The sequence below is a fragment of the Nocardia sp. NPDC004068 genome (assembly GCF_042874315.1).
Taxonomy (GTDB): domain Bacteria; phylum Actinomycetota; class Actinomycetes; order Mycobacteriales; family Mycobacteriaceae; genus Nocardia.
The window spans coordinates 490159-514116 of sequence record NZ_JBIAMW010000001.1 but is presented as its reverse complement, the minus strand read 5'-3'; the positions used below and the strand labels follow the sequence as shown (position 1 = coordinate 514116).

General features: G+C 69.0%; 27 protein-coding genes and 1 pseudogene. 12 read left to right on the top strand and 16 right to left on the bottom strand.

Annotation, left to right across the window (positions count from 1 at the left end; all coding sequences use genetic code 11):
- Positions 1–2: 2 nt before the first annotated feature.
- Complete coding sequence (locus ACFYTQ_RS02455) at positions 3–974, top strand: SCO2521 family protein (RefSeq protein WP_387356423.1); 972 nt, start codon at positions 3–5, stop codon at positions 972–974.
- Here the strand turns inward: ACFYTQ_RS02455 and ACFYTQ_RS02450 are convergent, their stop codons facing one another.
- The 5 genes from ACFYTQ_RS02450 to ACFYTQ_RS02430 all read right to left on the bottom strand — a co-directional run bounded on the left by ACFYTQ_RS02450 (position 975) and on the right by ACFYTQ_RS02430 (position 4281).
- Positions 975–1796, bottom strand: a complete 822-nt coding sequence (locus ACFYTQ_RS02450) for a hypothetical protein (protein ID WP_387356421.1) — start codon at positions 1794–1796, stop codon at positions 975–977. It lies immediately after the preceding gene.
- Positions 1797–1817: 21 nt separating this feature from the next.
- Complete coding sequence (locus ACFYTQ_RS02445; RefSeq protein WP_387356419.1) at positions 1818–2315, bottom strand: GNAT family N-acetyltransferase; 498 nt, start codon at positions 2313–2315, stop codon at positions 1818–1820.
- Between the two features lie 86 nt (positions 2316–2401).
- Positions 2402–2608 carry a CDGSH iron-sulfur domain-containing protein gene (locus ACFYTQ_RS02440; protein ID WP_387356417.1) on the bottom strand — a complete coding sequence of 69 codons (207 nt, stop codon included), beginning with the start codon at positions 2606–2608 and terminating at the stop codon, positions 2402–2404.
- A complete protein-coding gene (locus ACFYTQ_RS02435) occupies positions 2586–3242 on the bottom strand; it encodes a HemK2/MTQ2 family protein methyltransferase (RefSeq protein WP_387356416.1) in 657 nt (218 codons plus the stop codon). The genes ACFYTQ_RS02440 and ACFYTQ_RS02435 overlap by 23 nt, the downstream gene beginning before the upstream one ends.
- Positions 3243–3270: 28 nt before the next feature.
- Complete coding sequence (locus ACFYTQ_RS02430; protein WP_387356414.1) at positions 3271–4281, bottom strand: iron-containing redox enzyme family protein; 1011 nt, start codon at positions 4279–4281, stop codon at positions 3271–3273.
- 246 nt (positions 4282–4527) lie between these two features.
- Between ACFYTQ_RS02430 and ACFYTQ_RS02425 the strand changes: the two genes are divergently transcribed.
- Both ACFYTQ_RS02425 and ACFYTQ_RS02420 read left to right on the top strand, forming a co-directional pair.
- Positions 4528–5478 (top strand): hypothetical protein, encoded by a 951-nt coding sequence (locus ACFYTQ_RS02425; protein WP_387356413.1) that lies wholly within the window; start codon positions 4528–4530, stop codon positions 5476–5478.
- Positions 5479–5481: 3 nt separating this feature from the next.
- On the top strand, positions 5482–6006 hold the full coding sequence (locus ACFYTQ_RS02420) for a hypothetical protein (RefSeq protein WP_387356411.1): 525 nt from the start codon (positions 5482–5484) through the stop codon (positions 6004–6006).
- 105 nt (positions 6007–6111) lie between these two features.
- Here ACFYTQ_RS02420 and ACFYTQ_RS02415 read toward each other — a convergent pair whose 3' ends face one another.
- From ACFYTQ_RS02415 to ACFYTQ_RS02385, 7 genes are all read right to left on the bottom strand, one after another.
- On the bottom strand, positions 6112–7257 hold the full coding sequence (locus ACFYTQ_RS02415; RefSeq protein ID WP_387356409.1) for an acyl-CoA dehydrogenase family protein: 1146 nt from the start codon (positions 7255–7257) through the stop codon (positions 6112–6114).
- A 153-nt stretch (positions 7258–7410) separates the two neighbouring features.
- Positions 7411–8271 carry a lysophospholipid acyltransferase family protein gene (locus ACFYTQ_RS02410; RefSeq protein ID WP_387356408.1) on the bottom strand — a complete coding sequence of 287 codons (861 nt, stop codon included), beginning with the start codon at positions 8269–8271 and terminating at the stop codon, positions 7411–7413.
- A 178-nt stretch (positions 8272–8449) separates the two neighbouring features.
- Complete coding sequence (gene hflX / locus ACFYTQ_RS02405) at positions 8450–9937, bottom strand: GTPase HflX (RefSeq protein WP_387356406.1); 1488 nt, start codon at positions 9935–9937, stop codon at positions 8450–8452.
- Positions 9938–10009: 72 nt separating this feature from the next.
- A complete protein-coding gene (gene dapF / locus ACFYTQ_RS02400) occupies positions 10010–10891 on the bottom strand; it encodes a diaminopimelate epimerase (protein ID WP_387357007.1) in 882 nt (293 codons plus the stop codon).
- Positions 10892–10912: 21 nt separating this feature from the next.
- A complete protein-coding gene (locus tag ACFYTQ_RS02395) occupies positions 10913–11329 on the bottom strand; it encodes a hypothetical protein (RefSeq protein ID WP_387356404.1) in 417 nt (138 codons plus the stop codon).
- A complete protein-coding gene (gene miaA, locus ACFYTQ_RS02390) occupies positions 11326–12264 on the bottom strand; it encodes a tRNA (adenosine(37)-N6)-dimethylallyltransferase MiaA (RefSeq protein WP_387356402.1) in 939 nt (312 codons plus the stop codon). Before miaA ends, ACFYTQ_RS02395 begins: the two co-directional genes overlap by 4 nt.
- Positions 12261–13016, bottom strand: coding sequence for a hypothetical protein (locus ACFYTQ_RS02385; protein WP_387356401.1), 756 nt, complete (start codon positions 13014–13016; stop codon positions 12261–12263). The genes miaA and ACFYTQ_RS02385 overlap by 4 nt, the downstream gene beginning before the upstream one ends.
- A gap of 520 nt (positions 13017–13536) precedes the next feature.
- On the opposite strand from ACFYTQ_RS02385, the gene ACFYTQ_RS02380 reads away from it, so the two are divergent.
- Together ACFYTQ_RS02380 and ACFYTQ_RS02375 are read left to right on the top strand one after the other, a co-directional pair.
- Positions 13537–14976: a DUF349 domain-containing protein gene (locus ACFYTQ_RS02380; protein ID WP_387356400.1), complete on the top strand. Its 1440-nt coding sequence runs from the start codon at positions 13537–13539 to the stop codon at positions 14974–14976.
- A gap of 8 nt (positions 14977–14984) precedes the next feature.
- Positions 14985–15392: a nitroreductase family deazaflavin-dependent oxidoreductase gene (locus ACFYTQ_RS02375; RefSeq protein ID WP_387356398.1), complete on the top strand. Its 408-nt coding sequence runs from the start codon at positions 14985–14987 to the stop codon at positions 15390–15392.
- 1 nt (position 15393) lies between these two features.
- Here the strand turns inward: ACFYTQ_RS02375 and ACFYTQ_RS02370 are convergent, their stop codons facing one another.
- Positions 15394–16032 (bottom strand): hypothetical protein, encoded by a 639-nt coding sequence (locus tag ACFYTQ_RS02370; RefSeq protein ID WP_387356396.1) that lies wholly within the window; start codon positions 16030–16032, stop codon positions 15394–15396.
- A 29-nt stretch (positions 16033–16061) separates the two neighbouring features.
- Entirely contained in the window at positions 16062–17606 is a 1545-nt protein-coding gene (gene miaB / locus ACFYTQ_RS02365; protein ID WP_387356394.1) for a tRNA (N6-isopentenyl adenosine(37)-C2)-methylthiotransferase MiaB, read from the bottom strand.
- A gap of 238 nt (positions 17607–17844) precedes the next feature.
- On the opposite strand from miaB, the gene ACFYTQ_RS02360 reads away from it, so the two are divergent.
- The 6 genes from ACFYTQ_RS02360 (at position 17845) to ACFYTQ_RS02335 (ending at position 21942) form a co-directional block, all read left to right on the top strand.
- Positions 17845–18573, top strand: coding sequence for an amino acid ABC transporter ATP-binding protein (locus tag ACFYTQ_RS02360; RefSeq protein WP_387357005.1), 729 nt, complete (start codon positions 17845–17847; stop codon positions 18571–18573).
- Between the two features lie 44 nt (positions 18574–18617).
- Positions 18618–19445, top strand: coding sequence for a glutamate ABC transporter substrate-binding protein (locus tag ACFYTQ_RS02355; protein ID WP_387356392.1), 828 nt, complete (start codon positions 18618–18620; stop codon positions 19443–19445).
- Between the two features lie 41 nt (positions 19446–19486).
- The gene (locus tag ACFYTQ_RS02350) at positions 19487–20164 is read left to right on the top strand and encodes an amino acid ABC transporter permease (protein ID WP_387356390.1); all 678 of its coding nucleotides are present in this window, start codon (positions 19487–19489) and stop codon (positions 20162–20164) included.
- Positions 20161–21057, top strand: a complete 897-nt coding sequence (locus ACFYTQ_RS02345; protein ID WP_387356388.1) for an amino acid ABC transporter permease — start codon at positions 20161–20163, stop codon at positions 21055–21057. Before ACFYTQ_RS02350 ends, ACFYTQ_RS02345 begins: the two co-directional genes overlap by 4 nt.
- Before the next feature lie 288 nt (positions 21058–21345).
- Positions 21346–21549: a hypothetical protein gene (locus ACFYTQ_RS02340; RefSeq protein ID WP_387356386.1), complete on the top strand. Its 204-nt coding sequence runs from the start codon at positions 21346–21348 to the stop codon at positions 21547–21549.
- Positions 21550–21624: 75 nt separating this feature from the next.
- On the top strand, positions 21625–21942 hold the full coding sequence (locus ACFYTQ_RS02335; protein ID WP_387356384.1) for a DUF2795 domain-containing protein: 318 nt from the start codon (positions 21625–21627) through the stop codon (positions 21940–21942).
- Positions 21943–21950: 8 nt separating this feature from the next.
- Here ACFYTQ_RS02335 and ACFYTQ_RS02330 read toward each other — a convergent pair whose 3' ends face one another.
- Positions 21951–22502, bottom strand: a complete 552-nt coding sequence (locus ACFYTQ_RS02330; RefSeq protein WP_387356383.1) for a DUF6817 domain-containing protein — start codon at positions 22500–22502, stop codon at positions 21951–21953.
- Positions 22503–22671: 169 nt separating this feature from the next.
- On the opposite strand from ACFYTQ_RS02330, the gene ACFYTQ_RS02325 reads away from it, so the two are divergent.
- Complete coding sequence (locus ACFYTQ_RS02325) at positions 22672–23532, top strand: toll/interleukin-1 receptor domain-containing protein (RefSeq protein WP_387356381.1); 861 nt, start codon at positions 22672–22674, stop codon at positions 23530–23532.
- 27 nt (positions 23533–23559) lie between these two features.
- On the opposite strand, the pseudogene ACFYTQ_RS02320 reads toward ACFYTQ_RS02325, so the two are convergent.
- Positions 23560–23925: pseudogene (locus tag ACFYTQ_RS02320) on the bottom strand (hypothetical protein); the annotation flags it as partial.
- Between the last annotated feature and the right edge of the window lie 33 nt (positions 23926–23958).

Here is a 23958-nt window from a genome sequence, read left to right as displayed (position 1 = left end):
CCATGGTATCCACCGCGCCCCTGGTCGTGCTCGGCGAGGTGCGCACCTGCCTGCTGCCGACGGCGGGCGCGCTCACCCGTGACGAGGCCAGGGAGTTGTTGACGCTGATGCCCGGCCGGGAGGTGCGCTGGCGGGAAAGACCGGGCACGCTGGCGATTTCGCCTACGGTCGCCGTCGGCGTGGACTGCGACCTGCCGATGGGTGAGGACGCGGCGCGGATCGTCGGCACGGTCGCCACCCGCGTGGTGCTGGTGGGCGGTCGGGTGTTGCAGTCCTCGGCCCGGACCCGCGTGGTGCGCGCGGGCGAACGCCGTCGCCAGACCTGGTCGCACTACATCAGCCAGAAGGGTGTGACGGAGGTGATCAGCCGCCTGCCCGAGCGCGCCACCGCCGAAATCCTCTTGGCCGAAGGCTATCTCGTCGGCGGCGATCGACCGGAAGTGCTGGACATGGCGTCGATCAGCGAGCGGCTGCTGGGCCGGGTCCGGGCCGACGAGCGGCTGGACCAGTCGCCGCCGATCCACGCGGGCGGCACCCGGCTGCGCTGGATCGCGCGCGTCCGCGGTCAGGTCGGCCCGACGGTGCAACTGCGTTTGGACGACGACACCACCCGAACCGTGCGGCTGATCCTGCGTGAGGAGTCGGATCTCGATGCGGCGCAACGCTTCTGCGAGGATCTCGCGGCCCACGACTGGCTGCTGACCATCATGGCCGCGGCGTTCGAGGAGGCCGATCGGTTCGGCGGGGCCAGCCGGGAGCGCCTCGACATCCTCGGGCCGCTGCTCCAGCACGTCACCGGGCTGTGGATGCCCGGCGCGCATACGCCCCAGTCGATGCGCGCACTGTGGAAGGAGTTGCAGACCGAACCCGGCTTCTCCCGGCAATGGACGACATTGACCGACCGATTGCGCGACAACGTATCGGTGGCGATGCTGGACACGTTGCGGCACAAGGCGTTCGACACAGACTGGTGATCACAGCCGGAACCATTTGCGGACGAGTAGGGCGAAGAAGACCGACATGGAGACCACCCCGGCCCAGGGTTCGATCGCGTAGAGCCAGCGGGACGCGCGGGGCAGGTTCTCGATGTCGCCGAAGCCCGGGGGGTTCAGGAAGCTGGTGACGGAGATGAACAGGGCCTGGGTATGAGACCCGTTGCCGGACAGGGCGAAACCGAAGGTGATGAACAGTATCAGTTGGACGGCGACCCAGCCGAGCAGCCAGAACGGACGGTAGCCGTAGCCGCACGAGATGTACGACAGACGCCCCGTCCAGCGTCGCCAGCCCGGCGGGTGCGAGCGCGTGCGCGCCTTCGCGAGTTCCAGCCCGCAGCGATCCTCCGCGTCGACGTCCTCGCCGAGCCGGTACAGGGCGGCCGCGCGGCGGAAGGCGAGCGCGGCGTGCGCCGGTAGGGCGAATCTCGTCAGCTGTCCGCCGAGACGCTCGTACACCTCGGCCAGCAGGGTGTGCTGAATCGCGCTCAGCCGCACCGGTCCCCGGAACTCGACCTCGGCGGCCAGCAGGGCCATGAACACGGAACTCGGTACCCGCCAACCCTCTTCGTCCCGCAGCGGCCGACGCGCGGCCGCGTACAGATGCTCGAAGACCAGACCACCCGCCTCGCGGCGCGTGCTCGGGGGATCGTAGTCCGCCAGGATCTCCTCCACGCGAGTGGTGAAGGCGTCCACCAGATCTCGTTCGGGGTCGGCGGCGCGGTCGACCTCGGCGGCGTGAGCGGAGGCGCGACGGGCGATGCGCGTGGAGGCCGACGAGACGAAGGGGGAGATGTCGGCCATGGCGGGGCTGCGGTGTCGAGATCAGGGGCGGCCGAGCGGCAATTCGTACAGATAGCGCGGTTCGCCCTCGCCGAAATAGCTCTCGTCCTCTTTCGTCCGGATGAATCCGGCCGCCTCGAACAATCTGACCGCGGTCTCGTTGTCCGGCCGTACCGTGAGGTATTCGACCTCGGCGCCGAGCCGTCGGCTGCGATCCAGCGCCTCCTCGAGCAAAGCCTTCGCGTAGCCTCTGTGCCGGAACTCGGGGGACATCGCGAATGTGAACAGCAGTGCGCGACGGTCCTTTTCGAGGCTCAACGCGTATCCGATGATGGTGCCGTTCAACTCGCAGACGACCCACGCCGAGCCGTGCAGGTCGAAGAGTTGTCGCAACATGAGATAGCGGTAGGGCTCGTCGAAGACCTCGTGCTCGATCCGCGCGATCGCGGGCAGGTCGCCGAACGCGGCCTGCCGATACGTCGGCGGGTTCTCGAAGCAGTCTCGCCGACGTGCCGACCGCAGCACCTGTGTGATCTCCATCTGCTCCCTTGCCGAAGGATATGAGCCGGCTACTTCCCACCCTAGACCGGGTGGCAACCGCGTCAGTGTAGACACCCGATCGCCGCTCAGTCCGGTCGCCGGCGCTTTCGGTGCGAGGTGTCGCACAAAGGAAAACGCTTCGACCGCTTGCACTGGCACAACGCGACGACGAAACGATCGGAGGTGACGACCGTTCCGTCCTCGGTGACCAGTTCGACCGGCCCCTCGATCAGAGCGGGCCCGTCCTTGGTCAGTACGATCCGGCGGGGCTCACGGTTGGGTTCGATCGGCACGAATCACCACCAATTCCTCGTGACGCTGACCGGGCTCGATGAGACCGGCGCATTCCAGCCAGGACGCGCGCTCGTGCATGACCGGCCCGAAAGGGACTGTGGCGCGAGCCACTTCGGCCGCCTTGAGGCCGCCCGCGCGCAGCAGACCCAAGGTCAGGCCGGTGTCGCAGACGCCCGAGTGGACGATCAGCGCCACCCCGCGATGGTTCAGCAGTCGCGGCATCATCAAGCAGAGTCGATCCAGCACGATGCGGCCGTCCGCGCCCGCGTCCCAAGCCCTTTCGGGACCGGAGTCCGGTAATCCGTAGGGAGACGGGACGTACGGCGGGTTCGCGAGGACCATATCGAACCCCGGTTCCGTGACCACCTCGGTGAAGTCGCCGCGGCGCACCTCGATCGGGGCCCGGTGCAGGAGGCTGTTGAGGTGGGCGGCGACGGCGGCTCGGCGGGAGACGTCGACGGCCACCACCCGCCCGGCCCCCGCCTTCGCGGCCGCGATGGCCACCGCGCCCGAACCGGTGCAGACCTCCAGAACCGTGCCGTCGCGGGGGACGGGTGCGGTGGTCATGGCCCGAATCAACAGCTCGGTGTCGTCCTGTGGCCGGTAAACCCCCGGTGGGCGAAAGATGATCACACCGCCCGGATAACCCGAATGCCGGAAGTTATCCGTCGTGATTCAGGCCAGGGGCTAGGAGGGAACTCTTGCCGGAGCGCCAGCTGTCGTGCAGCACATGCTGTTCGATGCGGGTCTCGAGCAGGTTGGTGACCTGGATGCCGAGGACGACGGATTCGGTGAGGTCGGGTTCGCGGGTGAGCAGGTCGGCGATGACGTCGCGGCGCATGATCTGTTCGTGGACGGCGTCGGCCTCGATGTGCTCGGTGTAGAACGACACGCACGCCGGGTCGGCGTCGAGCCGGGTCAGGGCCTCGGCCATGCGGCGCGACGCGGGCGAGGAGGTGATCTCGACCGTGGCGAAGTGGCCGACGAGCGCGCCGCGCCAGCGCCGGTGCAGGCCGAACAGCGACATCATGTTGACCAGGGCCAGCATGGGCGCGGGGACGACGTCGAGGTAGTGCAGGTAGTCCGAGTTCAGTCCGGCGCCGTCGAGCAGATCCGCGAACAGCCGCGCGTGCACGCGGTCGCCGCGCCCGCCGCCGTACTCGTCGAATTCGACGGCGACGAGGGCGGCCTTGGCCTGGCCGCGCAGGCGCGGGATCGCCCACGCGTAGGGGTCGGCCTCCTTGAGGTGGTAGATCGAGCGGTGCGCGAAGTACTCGCGCATGTGCCACCACTCGCCCTCGTCGCGCAGGAACGCGCCGACGCCGGTGGCCTCGATCGGCTCGACGAGCAGTTGCCCCAGTTCGGCCTCGAGGTCGGCGCCGCCCGCGACGTCCGCGCGCAGGGCGTCGAGGAAGCGCCGCTCGAGCCGGGCGCGCCAGGTCAGCAGCCGCGGATCCCACTCCAGATCGGGATCGACGCCGGTGAATCCCTGGTAGTGCAGTTCGTAGCAGGTGTGCAGGGCCAGGTGCAGATCCTCGCCGTACGGATCCGCCTGGGCCACAGGCACATCCACATGGTCGGTGGCGCCGCGGAGCAGGTCCGTCACCGCCTCGGACAGTTCGCCGCGCGGGGTGGGCAGCGCCAGTGTCACCGGTGCGACGTCGACCGTCATCCGAAATCCTCCATCCGATACGCGGGCAGCGGTCACCCACTTCGATCGGGAGGTACCCGTTCGGTTGCGGTCGAATCGCTGGGGGCGGTGCCCGATCGTCACGATGCGGGGGGCAGGGACGCGCGGCGGGCGGGTTCAGGGGGGAAGACAAGCGGCCCGCGAACCGCGCGCAACGGTTAACGTGAGTTCGGCGCACACGGATTCACCTGTGCGACCCGCGCTTTGGCGGGGACTTCAGGAGGAATTGTGCGATCGAATACACGGGGTTCGCGGGTTGTGACGGCGGTCGCCGCCTCGGCGGTGCTGGGGATGACCGCACTGCTCGTCACCGGATGCAACGACGACGATGTGAAGGGTAAGGCGGCGTCATCGTCGCTGTCGGCGCCGAGCAGCGTCGCGGGCGCGCCCGCCAGCGGCTCGCCGAGCGCGGGGCAGCCGGTGCGGACGATCGGCAAGACGGGGTGGTTCGAGGGCTTCGACATCACGGTGAACAAGGCGACCGTCACCGATCAGCTGGGCGGGGCGCGGCTGGTCATCGACATCACCTACAAGAACACCGGCACCGAGAACAAGACCGTGGACAACGGTTTCCTCCAGGTCGGGGACCGGACCGACAGCGGCGCCATCTTCGATACGCCGACCGTGCCCGGGAAGGGCACGGCCACCGGGACGGTGACCACCTCGCTGAAGTCCGGGGCGAACGTGGATCAGGTACTGGATTCGATCACCGTGGTGTACGGGCAGTCGTCCGACAACCAGACCAAGATCCCGCTCGCCGCCGCGGGCAAGGTGGACAGCGTGCAGCCGCGGGTGCTGCCGATCTCCGGCAAGCTGGCCCAGGGGCAGATCACGATCGAGATTACCGGCGGGAAGCTCTCCCCCAGCTACGTGCACGGCGAACGCGGCAAGTACGAGCTCGCGCTGCATGTGAAAGTCGTTGGCGGGCCGGGTGTTCCGGCGGGCGGGATCAATGTGTTCCAGAACTTCTTCAGCGTGAAGACCCCCGACGGGCAGTCGCTGGTCGCCGACGACCGCAGCCCGGTCAACGAACTGCCGGAGAAGAATCAGACCATCGACAAGCCCGGGAACTACGCGGTGTTCGTGGTCGACGCGCCCGGAACCGGCAATTACGTCCTGAGCTACGACGGGAAGACCGGCGACGACGCCCCGCCCGCGACCTTCGCGTTCAGCGTCTGAGCCATGGGCACGGTACTCACCGAACACCTGGTGGTCGATGGGATCCTGCCCCGCTACGCCGACGCGCTCGCCGACGACGCCCCGGTCTACCGCAACCATGTGCTGCGGTGCCTGAACTACCAGACGCTGCTGCTCGGGCACCCGGTGTCCGAGCAGGCGGCGCTGGCGTGGACGGTGCACGATCTGGGCATCTGGACGGCGGGCACGTTCGACTACCTGGGCCCGTCGGCGGCCCTGCTCGACGAGCTGGCCGCCGAGGTCGGCATCGACGACCCGGCACACGCGAAAACCCTGGTGCTCCAGCACCATTCGCTGCGCCCGGTCCCCGACCGCGAGGCGGAGACCTTCCGCCGCGCCGACCTCGTCGACGTCTCCCGAGGCGTCCTGCGAGCCGGACTCCCCCGCCCCGCCGTCCGAGCCGTCACCGAAGCCCTCCCCTACCGAGGCTTCCACCGCTGGCTCACGAGGGGCCTCCTCCACCACGCCCTCCGCCACCCTCTCCACCCCGCCCCCATGCTCCGCTGGTAAGGCACCCCAGCCGCACCCTTTATTCGCAAACGCACCCCTTGCAGGGCTCTACGAGGGGTGCGGATTCGAATAAAGGGTGCGGCTGGGTTCGTAGACCTGGGGGTGTCAGGCGAGTTTCAGGGAGCGGCCGATGATTTCCTTCATGATTTCGGTGGTGCCGCCGTAGATGGTTTGGACTCGGGCGTCCATGTAGGCCTTGGCGATGGGGTATTCGCGCATGTAGCCGTAGCCGCCGTGGAGTTGGAGGCAGCGGGAGATGAGGTCGAGTTGTTCCTCGGTGCTCCACCATTTGGCCATGGCGGCCTCTTCGGCGGTGAGCTTCTCCTGGTTGAGGAGTTCGATGCAGCGGTCGACGAAGACGCGGACGGCGGTGGTCTTGGTGGCGAGCTCCGCCAGGACGAAGCGGGTGTTCTGTTGGGCGCCAATGGGTTTGCCGAACGCCTTGCGGTCGCGGACGTACTGCATCGTCATGTCCAGGCAGCCCTCCATGGCGGCGGCGGCCATGACGGCGATGGACAGGCGCTCCTGGGGGAGGTTCTGCATCAGGTGGATGAAGCCCTGGCCCTCGGTGCCGAGCAGGTTCTTGCCGGGGACGCGGACATCGGTGAAGCTCAGCTCGGCGGTGTCCTGGGCCTTGAGGCCGATCTTGTCCAGGTTGCGGCCGCGCTCGAATCCGGGCATGCCGCGCTCGACGACCAGCAGCGAGAAGCCCAGCGCGCCCTTCGCCGGATCGGTCTGGGCGACCACGATCACGATGTCGGAGTTGATGCCGTTGGTGATGAAGGTCTTGGCGCCGTTGAGAACCCAGTCGTCGCCGTCGCGCACGGCGCGGGTCTTGATGCCCTGGAGGTCCGAGCCGGTGCCGGGTTCGGTCATGGCGATGGCGGTGATGATCTCCCCGGCGCAGAAGCCGGGCAGCCAGCGCCGCTTCTGCTCCTCGTTCGCCAGCTCCAGCAGGTACGGCGCGATGACGTCGTTGTGCAGTCCGAAGCCGAGGCCCGAGTACTGCGCGCGGGTCACCTCCTCGGTGACGACCGCGTTGTAGCGGAAGTCCTTCACACCCCCGCCGCCGTACTCCTCCGGCACGGCCATGCCGAGGAAGCCCTGCTTGCCCGCCTCCAGCCAGACGTCCCGATCGACGATGCCCTGCTCTTCCCACTTCGCGTGGTGCGGCGCCACGTGCTGATCGAGAAACTTACGGAACGACTCCCGGAACAGCTCGTGTTCGGGTTCGAAAAGGGTGCGCTCCACGCTGACCTCCTAGTGACCACATCGGCACACAGCCTGTGCCACATACGGTACCGGGAAGGGAATCGTGGTTCACTTCAGACCCCGTAAAACGGTCCTCACCTCTGCCGGTTCGGGGTCTTCGCCGAGGAACGCGGACCTGAACCCCCGTAAACCTCAGCGGGGCAGCGCGGCCCGCACGCGACCCCACAGGGTGCGGCCGGAGTCGCGGTCGCGTTCGTCGAGCAGGAAGCGCAGCTCCTCCTCGAGCCCCTTGCGAACCACCGTTTGCAATTCGGCGGCGGCCGCGTCGAGATCGGGCGCGTCGCGCCAGGGGGTGGTCTCGATGGCCTCGCCGATGGAGTAGTAGAACCGCTCGGGGCGCGGGATCCAGGTGGGGCCGACGCCGCGCATGAGGGGCGGGGTCAGTTCGCGGCGGATGCCGAGCGCCTCGACGGTCCGGCGCAGCGGCCACATGAGCGGATGATCGCCGTCGAAGACGACATCGAAGACGTCGTCGGCGCCGATCATCGCGACCGGCAGGATGGGCACCCCGGCCTCGATCGCCATGCGCGCGAAGCCCGTTCGGCCCTCCCAGCGCAGCGCGTACTTCTCGTCCTTGCGGCCCATGGCCTCCCGGCCGCCGCCGGGGAAGACGATGACCGCCTCCCCGTTGGCCAGCAGGGTGCGGCAGTTCTCCCGGGTGCCGCGCACGCTGCCCAGCCGATGCACGAAGGCGCGCACCGGACCGAGCCGCATGAGCACGTTCTCGGCCAATCCGCGCACCAAACGTCCACGGCGAAGCCAGATCTCGTGCACCAGCAGCGGCGCATCGATCCCGCCGAGCAGCGTGTGGTTGCCGACGAGCAGCACCGGACCCGTCTCCGGAATGTTGTCCAGCCCGTAAAACCGCGGACTGTTCCACGCCCGCACCGGCGCCGCCAGCGCATCGGCCACCAGCCGTTCGACATCCCCCCACGACATGTGCATCGGCGCCCCGTCACTCAACGGCGCGGGCATGGACACGTTCCCGGACAAGAGCACCCTCCCTGCAAGCGTTCCCGAAACCGCCATCCTAACGAGCACCCACGGGCCCCGTTATATGAGCAGGTACGCCCTGGTTCCGCGAACACATACCGCTTGGTACGCGGGACCACCCTGTTCGCGAACGGACCCCCCATGTTCCCGAGCGCAGCGAGGGAGCCGGACTCGACGGTCAGTCGGTCCGATGTCCCCCGTCGCTACCCGCGAACGCGTACTGCGACAGCGGCCCGACCAATGCCCGGGGTACCCGGGCTCGGACTCGGGTGCCGCCCTCCTCGTGGGTGGACTCCAGGATGCGGCCGTCGGAGTGGACTCGGGCGAGGAGGTCGCCGCGGGTGTAGGGCAGGAGGACGCTGACCTCCATGTCGAGGGTGCTCAGGAATTCCGCGAGGCGGTCGCGGAGTTCGTCCAGGCCCTGGCCGGTGCGGGCGGAGACGAAGATCGCGGGCAGTTGGGCGCGCAGGTGCGCCAGTTCGGTCGGGGGCAGTGCGTCGATCTTGTTGACCACCAACAGTTCCGGCGGGGCGGGCGCGTCGGATTCGCGCAGGACGTCGGTGACGACCTCGCGCACGGCCTTGATCTGCTGTTCGGGCAGCGGGTCGGAGCCGTCGACGACGTGCAGCAGCAGGTCGGCGCCGGTGACCTCCTCCAGGGTGGACCGGAACGCCTCGACGAGCTGGGTGGGCAGGTGCCGGACGAAGCCGACCGTGTCGGTGAACACGACCTCGCGGCCGTCCTCGAGCGCGGCCCGGCGGGTGGTCGGATCGAGGGTGGCGAACAGCGCGTTCTGGACCAGCAGACCCGCGCCGGTGAGCGCGTTCATCAGGCTGGACTTGCCCGCGTTGGTGTAGCCGACGATCGCGACCGAGGGGATGCCGCTGGCGTCGCGGCGGGCCCGCTTGGTATCGCGGGCGGTCTTCATCTCCTTGATCTCGCGGCGCAACTTGGCCATGCGCTCGCGAATCCGGCGACGATCGGTTTCGATCTTGGTCTCACCGGGTCCGCGCAGGCCCACACCGCCGCCGCTGCCGCCCGCGCGACCACCGGCCTGCCGGGACATCGACTCACCCCAGCCGCGCAGGCGCGGCATCATGTACTCCATCTGGGCGAGCGAGACCTGGGCCTTGCCCTCGCGCGAGGTGGCGTGCTGGGCGAAGATGTCCAAAATGAGCGCGGTGCGGTCGACGACCTTCACCTTGACGACCTTCTCCAGCGCGGTCAGCTGCGCGGGGGTCAGTTCACCGTCGCAGATGACGGTGTCGGCGCCGGTTTCGAGCACCACGCCGCGCAGTTCGTCGGCCTTGCCCGAGCCGATGTAGGTGGCCGGATCGGGCTTGTCGCGCCGCTGGATCAACGCGTCCAACACCTGCGAGCCCGCGGTCTCGGCCAGGGCGGCGAGTTCGGCCATGCTGGCCTCGGCCTGCGCCGCGCTGCCCTCGGTCCACACACCGACGAGCACGACGCGCTCGAGGCGCAGCTGCCGGTATTCGACCTCGGTGATATCGGTGAGTTCGGTGGACAGACCCGCCACGCGCCGCAAGGCGCTGCGTTCGTCCAGCTGGAACTCCCCCAGCGTCGGCTCCGGCTGCCAGCCGTTGCCGCGCTCCTCGTGATCGAGTTCATCGATGGGCGTGAACTCGTACGTCTCTGATTTCCTCATACACCTCCATGGTCCCACGTTCCAACGACGGGACGCACGCGAGTTATTTCCGGCGTGGCGCGGGGACGCCGCTCAGAGCCCTGCCCACCACTCGCCGGCGATCCGGCCGGTGGCCACGAGCGCCGAGGGGCCGCGCAGCCAGGCCGCGCCGTCGGCGAGGCGGACGGTCACCTCGCCGCCCGGCACCCGGACCCGCACCTCGCCCTCGTCGGTGGCGAGGTCGAAGCCCTCGGCGGCGAGGGCGGCGCTGGCGGCGGCGACGGTTCCCGTTCCGCAGGAACGGGTTTCGCCGACACCGCGTTCGTAGACGCGCATGTCGACCGAGCGGGTGGCGTCGAGGGGGGTGAGGATCTCGATATTGACGCCCTGGGCGAAGAGTTCGGGGTCGTAGCCGGGCGGGACCGTCAGGTCGAGATTCGCGAGCGTGGCCGGGGTGAGGTCGGCGGCGACGCAGGCCAGGTGGGGATTGCCGACATCGATGCCGAGTCCGGAGAGCGCGCGGCCGCCGATGGTGGCGGTCGACTCACCCAGCGAGCGAACCGTGCCCATGGCGACGGTGACATCGCCCGCCACGCCGTCGTAGCCGTGCACGGTGACGGGCCGGGCCCCGGCGCGGCTGCCGACGACGAATTCGGGGCGCTTCTCCCAGCCGTGCGCGGCGAGGTAGTGCGCGAAGACGCGCACGCCGTTGCCGCACATCTCGGCGGTGGAACCGTCGGCGTTGCGGTAGTCCATGAACCAGTCGTCGCCGGAGACGCCCGCGGGCAGTTCGGCCAGCACCCCGGCCCGGAGCAGCGCGTCGGCGCGCGCCACCCGCAGCACCCCGTCCGCGCCGAGGCCGCGTCGCCGATCACACAGGGCCGCAACACGATTCGCGGACAGGTCGAGGGCGGCCTCCGGATCGGGCAGCACGACGAAGTCGTTCTGGGTGCCGTGCCCCTTGCTGAATTCGATGTCTCGGTCCATGACTCCCGTTCACAACGTCCGGCGCTGCCGCAGAATTTCGTACAGGGCGATCGAGGCGACGCACGGGGCGGCGAGGGCGTCCCGTCGCCGATCACGATGATCGTCGCATCCGAGAAGTCGTGCTCGAACACCGGCCGCGCCGCGGGCTCCTCGTGCGCGGCGACGACACCGACGAGGCGGGTGGGTGTGCCGCGCGCGGCCTGCCGCTCGCGGAACTCCCGGACCAGCGGTCGAGCAGCTCCCGCGCCCAGGCGGCAGTTCGGGCGTACCGAGGCGGTACAGCAGGGCCTCGATCGGCCAGTCGTTCGCGACGGCCGCGGTGAGGGCGGCGCGGCCGTGCACGAGGAAGAGGCCGTCGCGGTGGCGGGCGGCGCGGTGGGTGAGCAGCGCCCGCCACTCCCCGACCGTCGCGTTACGGGTCGTCACTGCCGGATTCGTTCCTGATCGTCGCCGGGCGCGTGGGCGCGCACCAGCGCCAGCGCCGTCTCCGCCAGCCGGGGATCGGCGCCGTCGACCCATCGCACCCGAGGATCGCGGCGGAACCAGGACCGTTGCCGTCGCACGTAGCGGCGGGTGCCGATGAGGGTGCGCTCCCGCGCATGTGTCAGGTCGTATTCGTTGTCGAGGTAGGCGAGGACTTGTGCGTATCCGATGGCGCGGCGCGCGGTCTGCCCATCGCGCAGGCCGCGGTCGATCAGCGCGCGCACCTCGTCGACGAGTCCGTCGGCGAACATCTTCGCGGTGCGGGCCTCGATGCGGGCGTCGAGTTCGGCGGTGTCGCGGTCGACGCCGAGGATCAGCGCGTCCCAGCGCGGGCGGCCGCGGCCGGGCTGGGACGCGGCGAACGGGCGGCCGGTCAGCTCCACCACCTCGAGCGCGCGCACCATGCGGCGGCCGTCGGTGGGCAGGATGGTCTCGGCGGCGACCGGATCGGCGGCCCGCAGCGCGGCGTGCACCGCGGCCACGCCCCGCTCGGCGAGCAGGGTCTCCCATTTCGCGCGGACGTCCGGGTCGGTGGCGGGGAAGTCCCAATCGTCCAGCAGCGCTTGGACATACATCATCGAGCCGCCGACGATGACCGGGGTGCGGCCCCGGGCGAGGATCGCCTCGACGTCGGCGCGGGCGGCGGTCTGGTAGGCGGCGACGGTGGCGGTCTCGGTGACGTCGAGGACGTCGAGCTGGTGGTGCGGGATGCCGCGGCGTTGTGCGAGGGGCAGTTTGGCGGTGCCGATGTCCATGCCGCGGTAGAGCTGCATCGCGTCGATATTGACGATCTCGCCGTTCAGGCGCTGCGCCAGATCCAGGGCCAGATCGGATTTCCCGGTGGCGGTCGGGCCGATCACCGCGACGGGCGTGGTCACGCGTCGCCGCCCGGGCGCCAGACGCTCACGTGATATCCGACGCCGAAAGGTGCTGCGCTGTAGAGTGTTTCGACCCGGGGCGCCGATCCGAACAGGCCCGCGAGGAGCTGGTGGGCGGCGCGGCCGGAGACGTCGAGTTCGGCGCACAGGTCCGCGTCCAACGCCGCCAACGCCTCCCGGTCCCCGGCCGAGAGCGCTCGGTCGATGCCCTGTTGCACCTCCCCCGCGCGGGGGTGCAGATAGCCGGGGGCGGCGAGGGACAGGGTGGCCGCGCCGTCGGCGACGACGAGCACGCCGCACTTCTCGGGGCGGGCGTCCAGTTCCGCGCGCAGCGCCGCGCCTTGGCCGAGGCATGTCTCGATGGGTGTGTCGGCCGCGAGGATCCGGGCGTCGGCCGTCGCACCGGGAGCGACCCGGCCGCGGATCCAGCCGCCGATCAGCGCGGCGAGGGGCAGTTCGGGGTCGAATTCGGAACCGGCCAGGGCGGATTCGGACAATCCCACCCGCACGTCGGCGCCGAAGCCCCGGAAGGTGCCCGCGGAGTCGGGCCCGAGAGCCCGCGCGCGTTCCCCGGTGCCCACGATCGTCCAGTGCTCGGCCTCCGCCGCGAGCGTGCCCGCGGCCGAGAGCACGGCCGCGCGCAGCTCGGGCACGCCCGCCGCCGCGTGGTCCGGATCCGCCGTGGGGTCCCCGCCGCAGAGTTCGGGGACCAGCACGGGCGGCGAGGGGATCAGCACGGCGAGACGGAACACAGGGTCAACCGTAGCGGGCGCGCCGAACGCGGAGCCGGGGCGTTCGCACCGACCGGTCGGCTCTCGAAGAGCGGCTCGAACCACGTTGCCCCGCAAGCCGATTCACGTCCGACGAGTCGACGGCTCCGAATGGAAGGAAAGGGGTGAGGGCAATCGATCCGCTACCGCCGCAATCGCGATATCACCCCGGACCGGCCGCGACCCCTCCGAACGCCCGAAAGTTCCCCTCCCCCACCACCCGTAACAATTGGGCAAACGTCGTGTTCCGAGCCCGCCACAAGATGGTCGACCGATCAGTTTTCCCAGGCTACGGCCCGGTCACGACCCGCTCCGGAAAGCCCGCTCGCCATCGAATCCGCAACCCGTATCGCCGCACTTCCCGGTATATTTCACCGATCCCAGCAACCGGTTCCGTCACGCCACCGGCGACAAGACACGGCAAATCTGCCTCTTGGCTGGTTGAATGGGATGAGCTAGGGCGTAACCAGGCAGCCGTGACGCGCGGCAGGGACGAGGAGCGATGACCGAGAACAGCGGAACCGAGAAGGCCACCCAGGCGGACACCGGCACGGCGCAGCGGTCCAGCAACTCCGCCGCGACCCGTCCGACGCCCGGCCCCGCGCGCAAGCCGGGCGCCCCGAAACCGGGGTCCCGTAAGCCTGATACCCCCAAGCCGCACGCGGTCAAACCTGTTCCCGGCCCGGCCCCGGCGGAACATCCGCATCCGGTGGTGGTGCCGACGGTCAGCGATCCGAGCCGCTGGGGTCGCGTGGACGAGGACGGCACCGCGTGGGTCAAGACCGCCGAGGGTGAGCGGATCATCGGGTCGTGGCAGGCCGGGGACGCCGCCGAGGGCCTGGCCCACTTCGGCCGTCGCTTCGACGATCTGGCCACCGAGGTCGCGTTGCTCGAGGCCCGGCTCGCCGCCGGAACCGACGCGCGCAAGACGAAGAACGCCGCCATCGCGCTCGCCGACTCGCTGCCGACCGCGGCGGTCATCGGCGATATCGACGGCCTGCACCAGCGGCTGCGGGCGATCATCGAACACTCCGACGAGGCGGCCGCGCACGCCAAGGAGGAGAAGGAGCGCACCCGCCACGAGCAGACCGAGCGCAAGGAGGCGCTCTGCGCGGAGGCCGAGCAGATCGCGGCCGAGTCCACGCAGTGGAAGGTCGCGGGCGATCGGCTGCGCGAGATCCTCGACGAGTGGAAGACGATCCGCGGCGTGGACCGCAAGGTCGACGACGCGCTGTGGCGGCGCTTCTCCAAGGCCCGCGAGTCGTTCAACCGCCGCCGGGGCGCGCACTTCGCCGAGCTCGATCGCGAACGCGCCGCGGCCAAGACGCGCAAGGAGGAACTCTGCGTGCGCGCGGAGGAGCTGTCCGGCTCGACCGACTGGGCGGGTACGGCCGCGACCTTCCGCGACATGCTGGCCGAGTGGAAGGCCGCGGGCCGGGCCCCGCGCGAGGCCGACGAGCAGCTGTGGCGGCGCTTCAAGAGCGCGCAGGACGTGTTCTTCGCCGCCCGCAACGCCGCCGCCTCCGAACGCGACGCCGAATTCGAGCACAACGCCGCGGCCAAGGAGGAACTGCTGCGCGCCTACGCCGACCGCATCGATCCGGACGCCGATCTCGACTCCGCCCGCGCGACTCTGCGTGAGCTGCAGGAGAAGTGGGACGCGCTGGGCAAGGTGCCGCGCGAGCGGATGCAGGAACTCGAGGGCCGCCTGCGCTCGATCGAGAAGCGGGTGCGCGAGGCCGCCGACGCCCAGTGGCGGCGCACCGATCCCGAGGCCATGGCCCGCGCGGCCCAATTCCGCGAGCGCGTGGCGCAATTCGAGGAACAGGCCGCGAAGGCCCAGGCCGCGGGCCGCACCCGCGACGCCGAGAAAGCCCTCGAGCAGGCCAAGCAGTGGCGGGAATGGGCCGAGGCCGCCGAGGGCGCGGTCAGTCAGCGCTGAGGAGTGCCATGGACGTGCGCGAGACCAATCGCCGGGTGATCGAGCAGTTCCGCGCGGGCGGGGAGATCGAGGGCATGCACCGCGATCGCCTGCTGCTGCTCACCACCACCGGCCGCAAGTCGGGTCGGCCCTACACCACACCCATGATGTTCCATCCCGACGGCGATCGGGTGCTGGTGATCGCGTCGAATATCGGCGCGCCCCGGCACCCGGACTGGTATCTGAACCTGGCGGCCGATCCGAACGTCACGGTCGAAGTCGGCGACGAAACCTATTCCGCCACAGCCGAATCCCTGCGCGGCGAGGAACGGGAACGGGTCTGGCGACAGATCAAGGAGCTGTACCCGTTCTTCGCCGATCACGAGGCGAAGACCTCCCGCACCATTCCCGTGGTCGCGCTGCGCCGCGCGGGCTGAGCTACTCCTCGGTCTCCCCGCGCAGCCACCGGCGGTGCTTCTCCTCCGCCTCGGCGGCGGCGACCCGGCGCTGTTCCTCGGCTTGCAGGTGCAGCGTGGTGCGGCTCCACACCACCTTGATCCAGTGGAAGGTCAGCACGACGATCGCCAGCGTCGCCAGGATCAGGCCGATGCCCGGTCCGGCGCCGCGGTAGTCGCCCAGGCCGGGGGTCTGCCGATGCCAGATCGACAGCACGCCGAACACGCTGCCGATGGCCGATCCGGCGACCGCGATCCAGGCCAGCGCCCAGCGCCGGGTGAGCAGGGCGAGCGAGGAGAAGCCGATGCCGAATACGACCACGATCCAACCGAACACGCGCGAGGGCAGGCCGATGTGCTCGACCTGGGCGGCGTGGTCGTAGAGCACCACGTCGAGTCCGCGCGCCCCGCCCGCGTGCGGCAGCACCAGCGACAGCAACAGCACGAACACCGCGCCCGCCACCACCATCGCGCGGTGGCCGGGATCGATCTCCCCCGCGATCCGGCGCTCGACCGCCTCCAGTTCGTCGTGGTACTGCTCGAAGGTTCGCGTCTCGGCCGGATTCATCTGCTCCTCGTTCGGATCGCCTTGTGCCCCTTGGCTTTTGTCGTCGTCGGCCATCGCCGGTCACCGCCTCCGTCGTCGCGTGCTCATGCGTCGCAGCCGCACGCCGACGCCGCGACCGCGACGGGCTCGGGCGCGCCGATGCGCGGAATGCCCAGTCCCACACCGATGGGCGCGGTCTTGGGCGTGCTGCCGCGCTCGTGCGCGTCGCCCGCGCGGGTGCGGCGATGGGTGCGGATCGGCGCGTCGGCGATGAGGTGATGCGGTGCGGCGCCGGTGATCTCGACCGTGACGATGTCGCCGGGCCGGATCGTGTTGTCCGCGGGCGGGCGGAAATGCACCAGGCGGCCGTCGCGCGCGCGGCCGCTCATGCGCGCGGTCGCGGCGTTCTTCTTGCCCGCGCCCTCGGCGACCAGCAGTTCGACCTCGCGGCCGAGCAGCGCGCGATTGGCGTCGAGCGAGATCTCCTCCTGCAATGCGACGAGCCGGTTGTAGCGTTCCCGCACGACCTCCTTGGGCACCTGATCGGGCATGGTCGCCGCCGGGGTGCCCGGCCGGATCGAGTACTGGAAGGTGAACGCGCTGGTGAACCGCGCCCGCCGGACCACGTCGAGGGTCTCCTGGAAGTCCTCCTCGGTCTCGCCCGGGAAGCCGACGATGATGTCGGTGGTGATCGCCGCGTGCGGCATGGCCGCCCGGACCTTGTCGATGATGCCGAGGTAGCGGGACTTGCGGTAGGACCGCCGCATGGCCTTGAGCACCCGGTCAGACCCCGACTGCAACGGCATGTGCAGCTGCGGGCAGACGTTCGGGGTCTCGGCCATCGCCTCGATCACGTCGTCGGTGAACTCGGCCGGATGCGGCGAGGTGAAGCGCACCCGCTCGAGTCCCTCGATATCGCCGCAGGCGCGCAGCAGCCGGGCGAAGGCGCCGCGGTCGCGCGGGTCGTCCGGGTCGGCGAAGTTGACCCCGTAGGCGTTCACGTTCTGCCCGAGCAGCGTCACCTCCAGCACACCCTGTTCGACCAGGGCCCGCACCTCGGCGAGCACATCGCCGGGGCGGCGGTCGATCTCCTTGCCGCGCAGGGCGGGCACGATGCAGAACGTGCAGGTGTTGTTGCAGCCCACCGAGATCGAGACCCAGCCCGCGTAGGCCGACTCGCGCCGGGCGGGCAGCGTGGAGGGGAACGCCTCGAGCGATTCGAGGATCTCGACCTGGGCCTGTTCGTTGTGCCGGGCGCGTTCGAGCAACACCGGCAGCGAACCCAGGTTGTGGGTGCCGAACACCACGTCCACCCAGGGCGCCTTGCGCACGACGGTGTCGCGGTCCTTCTGGGCCAGGCAGCCGCCGACCGCGATCTGCATGCCGGGCCGCTCGGCCTTGATCGGGGCCAGATGACCCAGCGTGCCGTAGAGCTTGTTGTCGGCGTTCTCGCGCACCGCGCAGGTGTTGAACACGACCAGATCGGCGGTCGCGCCGGGATCGGCCTTGACGTAACCCGCGTCCTCGAGCAGGCCGGACAGGCGCTCGGAGTCGTGTACGTTCATCTGACAGCCGTAGGTGCGGACCTCGTAGGTGCGCGCCGGCCCCGCGATCGCCGAACCTTCCTCGAGCCGCACAGCAGAATTCACCCGTCCAGGGTATCGGTTGCCCGGAAGCGCTTTTCCACCCCCGTCCGGGACCCGCGGTGATACCCATCACCAATGTCAAGGTTCGGTTAATCGTTATCGGCGCTGCTTCGACGCGTTTCGCAAAGTTGCGCATTGTCCGCATTTTCGCCTTAAGGTCGTCCCCATGACCGATGCTGCCGACGCGACACCCGGCACCGACACCGCTGTGAGCCCGACCGCGACCGCCGCCGCACCGCCGATGATCGCGATGCGCAAGGTGGACAAGCACTTCGGCGCTCTGCACGTGCTGCGGGACATCAATCTCGAGGTGCCCAAGGGGCAGGTGGTGATCGTGCTGGGGCCCTCCGGTTCCGGCAAATCGACGCTGTGCCGCACCATCAATCGGCTCGAGCCGATCGACTCCGGCACGATCGCCGTCGACGGCGTGGAACTCCCCGCGGAGGGCCGCGCGCTGGCCAAACTCCGCGCCGATGTCGGCATGGTGTTCCAGCAGTTCAACCTGTTCGCGCACAAGACGATTCTGGAGAACGTCATGTTGGCGCCGATCAAGGTGCGCCGCATCGATAAGAAGCAGGCGCGCGAGACGGCGATGCGGTTGCTCGAACGCGTCGGCATCGCCGACCAGGCCGAGAAGTATCCGGCGCAGTTGTCGGGCGGCCAGCAGCAGCGCGTCGCGATCGCGCGGGCGCTGGCGATGAACCCGAAGGTCATGCTGTTCGACGAGCCCACCTCCGCGCTGGATCCGGAGATGGTCAACGAGGTGCTCGAGGTGATGGTCCAGCTGGCCAAGGACGGCATGACCATGCTCGTGGTGACCCACGAGATGGGCTTCGCCCGCCGCGCCGGGGACCGGGTGCTGTTCATGGCCGACGGTCAGATCGTCGAGGACGCCGAGCCCGAAACCTTCTTCACCGCACCGAGTTCGGAGCGCGCCAAGGATTTCTTGGGCAAGATCTTGAGCCACTGATCGGTGACGATCATCTCCCACACGCACCAGAGAGAAGGAATTCGATGAGGATCACTCGCGCACTGCGCCTCGGAATCGGCGCGCTCGCCCTCGCGGCGGTGGCCAGCGGCTGCGGCGGCGGCAGCGACAAGACCGCGGCCCAGCACGCCGCCGACGGCAAACTCACCGTCGGCATCAAATTCGACCAGCCCGGCCTGGGCCTGCGCGACAAGAACGGCTCGTTCTCCGGATTCGACGTCGACGTCGCCACGTATGTCGCGGGCAAGCTGGGGGTGAAGCCGGAGAACATCACGTTCAAGGAGGCGCCGTCGGCGCAGCGGGAGACGTTGATCCAGAACGGGCAGGTGGATTTCATCGTGGCCACGTATTCGATCACCGATCAGCGCAAGGAGAAGGTCGACTTCGCGGGCCCCTACTACGTCGCGGGCCAGGATCTGCTCGTGCGCGCCGACAACACCGACATCACCGGCCCGGATTCGCTCAAGGGCAAGAAGGTGTGCTCGGTGAAGGGTTCGACCCCCGCGCAGAACCTGGACAAGAACTACAAGGACGCCCAGCTCCAGACCTACGACACCTACTCGCTGTGCATCGAGGCGCTGAAGTCGGGCGCGATGGACGCGGTCAGCACCGACAACGTCATCCTCGCCGGATACGCCGCGCAGTCGCCGGGTCAGCTGAAGCTGGTCAACAAGCCGTTCACCACCGAGAAGTACGGCATCGGCGTCAAGAAGGGCGACAAGGACTCGCGCGACAAGATCAACGACGCGATCGAGGCGATGATCAACGACGGCACCTGGAAGTCGACCCTCGAAAAGGATTTCGCCGGAACGGGTTTCCAGGTTCCGGCACCGCCCAGCGTCGACCGGTACTGAATCGATCCTGATTCCCTGACACCGCGAGGAGCACGTCCGCCGTGTTCGACCTGATCTCCAGATACGACTCCGAACTGCTCGACGCGTTCTGGATGACCATCAAATTGACCGTGTTGTCGGCGATCGGCGCGCTGATCCTCGGCACCCTCGTCGCCGCCATGCGGGTGTCGCCGGTGCCGGTGGCGCGCTGGGTCGGCACGGCGTACGTGACGATCTTCCGCAACACCCCGCTCACGCTGATCCTGGTGTTCTGCTCGATCGGCCTGCTGAGCACCATGCGCATCGAGCTAGCGCACGGCGCGAACTCGATCGAGGAGAACGCCTTCCGCTGGGCCGTGATCGGATTGAGCATCTACACCGCGGCTTTCGTGTGCGAATCGCTGCGGTCGGGCATCAACACCGTATCGCTCGGCCAGTCCGAGGCCGGGCGGTCGCTCGGCCTCACCTTCGGGCAGAACCTGCGGATGATCGTGTTGCCGCAGGCGTTCCGGTCGGTCATCGCGCCGCTGGGCAGCGTGTTGATCGCGCTGACCAAGAACTCGACGATCGCCTCGGCCATCGGTGTGCACGAGGCCGCGTTCCTGATGGCGGATATGAACGATATCGAGGCGCAGGTGCTCGTCATCGGCGCGATCTTCGCCATCGGGTTCGTCATCCTCACCCTGCCGACCGGCCTGCTGTTCGGTTGGCTGGCCAAGCGATTCGAGGTGGCTCGATGAGTTCCGGTGCTTCGGTCCTCTACGACGCGCCGGGGCCCAAGGCCCGGGTGCGGCACAACATCTATTCGGTGCTGGTCGCGATCGTCATCGTGGCGGCGCTGTATTTCGTTTATCGCGGGTTCGACAGCAAGGGGCAGTTCACCGCTGCGAAGTGGAAGCCCTTCTTGGATTCGGAGGTGTGGCAGACGTATGTGCTGCCGGGTCTGCGGGGAACCATTGTCGCCGCGGCGCTTTCGATCGTCTTCGCGCTGGTGATCGGGATGGTCTTCGGGATCGCGCGATTGTCGGATCATCGGGTGGTGCGGGTGGTCGCGGGGGTGATCGTCGAATTCGCGCGGGCCATTCCGGTGCTGGTGTTGATGATCTTCCTGTATTTCTACTTCGCGAAGAACGCGGTGTTCCCGTCGGATCAGCTGGCGTTGGCGGCGGTGGTGATCGCGCTGACGGTCTACAACGGGTCGGTCATCGCCGAGATCGTGCGTTCGGGGATCCGATCGCTGCCGCGGGGACAGTCGGAGGCGGCGATCGCGCTGGGTATGCGCAAGGGGCAGTTGATGCGGATCGTGCTGCTGCCGCAGGCGATCACGGCGATGCTGCCCGCGATCGTGTCGCAAATGGTTGTGGCGCTGAAGGATTCGGCACTCGGCTATCAGATCGGTTATCAGGAGGTCGTGCGACAGGGCCAGCAGCTCGGCGCGGCACAAGGGAATCCCGTTCCCGCCTTGTTCATCGTCGCGGCCATCATGATCGCGCTGAACTGGGCCTTGTCGCGGTTCGCCATCTGGCTCGAGGGCCGGTTGCGGTCCCCGAAGCGGGGGCGGGTGACGCTGGCGGCGGATTCGGTGATGACCGGTGCGGCGCCGGGGCTCGATCTGACGGGGGCCACGCGGTAGTCGGTTTTCGGCGAGCGGGCCGGTCCTTCGGGATCGGCCCGCTTTCGTTGTTTCGGGGCACGGGGTCCCCTGAGCGTCCGCATGGCGAAACGGGGCTGGCGGTCTCGTTGAATTCGTGGTGAGCCCAATCATCGTGAGCCCGGGGTGGGTTCGCGCATCCTGGACGGGCACCGCTTCCGGGCGTTGGTTTCGCCACTGCTCGCGCCCGGGAGCGGTTGTCCAACGATTCACTCGCCACGCCGGGGCGGTGATTGCATTCGCACCGGTTGGTCTTCAGTGTTGGCTGCTATGTCCGACACCTGCCCCGCCTGCTCCTGGTCGTCGCCGATGGAAGTCTCGGCGCACGGTTCGGTCCGCTACTTACGGTGTGTGTGCGGAAGATGGCTGGTGGCGCACCGGGGCGGGGTGAGTGTGGTGGCGTCGCGGGGGTCGTGCGCGAAGAAGTCGGCGCCCGCCGAACATCTCGAACTGATCCCGCTGCCCGAGATGTGAGACCCCCTCCGAACCGGGTACCGCGAGCCGAGGGGCGATGATCGCCACCCGGTAGCTCGACCCGAGGAGGTTCCGATGGTGACAACCGACGCGACGCGCGTGCGCGCGGCTCTGACCGACGCCGATTTCCCCGCCGACAAGGACACGCTGGTGAGCTGTGCCAGCCGGGCGGGCGCCGATCAGGACACGGTTCGGGCGTTGCGGGCCATTCCGCCGGAGTCCTACGCCGATATCGGGGAGGTCCTGCAATCGGTCGACCTCTCCCCCGACCGCGATCCCGCCGACCGCGCGGCGCAGCGGCGGACCCATTCGCATCCGGGTCTCGCGGAGCAGGAGAAGGACATTCCGCCCAATCCGATCGCGGAGGAGTTGGGTGAGAATCGGGGTAGTTGATTCGGCGCTCAGGGGCCCAGTAGCGCCGAGCAGGCGTTCCACGCGTCGGCGGACAGGTACGACCTGGTTCGGCTGAACAGTCCGTAGAGGGCCGGGCCGTGTTCGGCGGCGAGGGCGGCGTTGTGGGCCATGACGTCGAGTTCGTTGGCGACGGTGATCTCCAGGAAGGCTCGGCGGTCCGGGTGGCCGGGTTCGTGTTCGCGCCCGGTGAAGCGGTCCCGGAAGCGCAGGCGCGGGGCGTCGAGATTCGGGTAGACGGCCGCTCGGTCGCAGCTGGCGTAAAGGTAGACCAGGGCTTCGGTCTCCTCGCCCAGTAGCTCGACGATGGGGGCCCGGTCGTCGACCGGATGCAGGGCGACGTCGAATCCGTCGGTGCCGTAGACGGCATGGGCCAGCCCCGCCAGCTGGATCGTGGGGGTGGCCCGCCAGCTGGCCAGGGTGTCGGCGACTCTGCGGAGATGGGCGAGCAGAGTGCCGCCGGGGTGGTCGATGTCGTCGGCTCCGCGCGCCCGGAGAAATGCCTCGACCTCGGATCTCGTTGCCTCGGTTGCGTTTTCCACGATGTTCAGTCTCGGGGTTGGCGGGTCGGATGACCAGGGCCGGGTCCTGTCGGAACCGTCACGGGGCGCGGCCGCGCGAGGTAGGTTGTGATCGGATCGCCGCGCGGTACGAACCCTCGGAAGGGCATCGCGCTGACCACATTCGAGACGCGGGTGCAGGGGGCGAACGGTGCCGGAACGTCGATTGCGGGTGTTTCTCGCGCATTCCAATGCGGACAAGCCGTCGGTGCGGGAGGTGGCCCGGCTGCTGGCATTGGACGGATTTGAGCCTTGGCTGGACGAGGAATCCCTGGTCCCCGGGCAGGAGTGGGCGCTGGAGATATCGCGGGCGATCGCCCGATCCGACACCGTCGCGGTCTTTCTCAGTACCGCCAGCGTGTCGCGCGCGGGCTACGTCAACAAGGAGATCACGCAGGCTCTCGACCTCGCGGACCGCAATCCGGAGGGGACGGCCTTCATCGTGCCGGTGCGACTCGACGACTGTGCGTTGCCGGACCGCCTGCGGCACATTCACGGCCTGCGGCTCGCGATCTCCGCCGGCGATTTCTCCATCGCGGCGACATATGGCCGACTGCAAGCGGCGCTGGTCTATCGCGGGCAGCAATTGGGTCTGCTGAATCATGATGAGGTGAGCGAATACTCGCTCCGGTTGCCGAGATCTCCGGAGCTGATCAGGGCGAAGACGGCGACGTTTTGGGAGCCCCGATATTCGGCCGTCGGACGCTACCTCGTGCGCGGACGAAATCCGGATGGCCGGAAGTACTTCGGAACGGCGACGATCGACGAACGCGATGGCATGCTCGCCTTGCGGGCGACGATCGGCGCGCGGATCCTGAATTACACCGAAATGCCGCGCGGGGCAGTGCGTTTCGGTCATGAGACGCTGCGATTCGAGGGCAACGGCCACCGCGTGGAGTACGAGTGGGTGGAACACCGCTGCCTGCTGGGGCACTGGGGTGACGATGGCGTGGAGGAGTTGATAGCCGCCTCGCCCTTCGCCGAACTCGGACTGCCACCCGGTGAGCAATAGACGCTGAACAGTGGGCGTGTTCCGGGCCTACTCGGCGAGTTCGGCTTTCACCAGGGCGTAGGCGGCGGATTGGTTGTAGCCGCGCCGGGCGAGCATGCCGACCAGGCGGCGAATGGTCTTCTCCCGCTCGCCCGCGGGCGGTCCGTTGCGGAGTTTGCGGCGGATGAGGTCGAGGGCCGCGGCCTCGTCGAAATCATTGCCCGAGGCGGCGGCGGGCGTGTCGGCCTGGGTGGGCGGCTGGCGGAGGCCCGCGTCGTCGACCGCCGACCGGACGACCCGATGGGCGGTCGCGGAGTCGTAGCCGCGCCGGGCCAGCATGCCGACCAAGCGGCGAATCGCCTTGTCGCGGTCGAGGTCTCGCGGGAGGGTCCGAAGTTTCCGTTCGACCAGATCGGCGGCGGAGTCGGCCGGAGCGGGCTGTCCGGC

Excerpts from the sequence above, each read along its gene's own strand:
- ACFYTQ_RS02375 (WP_387356398.1), top strand. The coding sequence starts at position 14,985 with ATGGACGTGCGCGAGACCAATCGCCGGGTGATCGAGCAGTTCCGCGCG.
- ACFYTQ_RS02450 (WP_387356421.1), bottom strand. The coding sequence starts at position 1,796 with ATGGCCGACATCTCCCCCTTCGTCTCGTCGGCCTCCACGCGCATCGCC.
- ACFYTQ_RS02355 (WP_387356392.1), top strand. The coding sequence starts at position 18,618 with ATGAGGATCACTCGCGCACTGCGCCTCGGAATCGGCGCGCTCGCCCTC.
- ACFYTQ_RS02455 (WP_387356423.1), top strand. The coding sequence starts at position 3 with ATGGTATCCACCGCGCCCCTGGTCGTGCTCGGCGAGGTGCGCACCTGC.
- ACFYTQ_RS02380 (WP_387356400.1), top strand. The coding sequence starts at position 13,537 with ATGACCGAGAACAGCGGAACCGAGAAGGCCACCCAGGCGGACACCGGC.
- ACFYTQ_RS02335 (WP_387356384.1), top strand. The coding sequence starts at position 21,625 with ATGGTGACAACCGACGCGACGCGCGTGCGCGCGGCTCTGACCGACGCC.
- ACFYTQ_RS02430 (WP_387356414.1), bottom strand. The coding sequence starts at position 4,281 with ATGACGGTCGACGTCGCACCGGTGACACTGGCGCTGCCCACCCCGCGC.
- ACFYTQ_RS02345 (WP_387356388.1), top strand. The coding sequence starts at position 20,161 with ATGAGTTCCGGTGCTTCGGTCCTCTACGACGCGCCGGGGCCCAAGGCC.
- ACFYTQ_RS02445 (WP_387356419.1), bottom strand. The coding sequence starts at position 2,315 with ATGGAGATCACACAGGTGCTGCGGTCGGCACGTCGGCGAGACTGCTTC.
- ACFYTQ_RS02360 (WP_387357005.1), top strand. The coding sequence starts at position 17,845 with ATGATCGCGATGCGCAAGGTGGACAAGCACTTCGGCGCTCTGCACGTG.
- hflX (WP_387356406.1), bottom strand. The coding sequence starts at position 9,937 with ATGAGGAAATCAGAGACGTACGAGTTCACGCCCATCGATGAACTCGAT.
- ACFYTQ_RS02340 (WP_387356386.1), top strand. The coding sequence starts at position 21,346 with ATGTCCGACACCTGCCCCGCCTGCTCCTGGTCGTCGCCGATGGAAGTC.
- ACFYTQ_RS02370 (WP_387356396.1), bottom strand. The coding sequence starts at position 16,032 with ATGGCCGACGACGACAAAAGCCAAGGGGCACAAGGCGATCCGAACGAG.
- ACFYTQ_RS02420 (WP_387356411.1), top strand. The coding sequence starts at position 5,482 with ATGGGCACGGTACTCACCGAACACCTGGTGGTCGATGGGATCCTGCCC.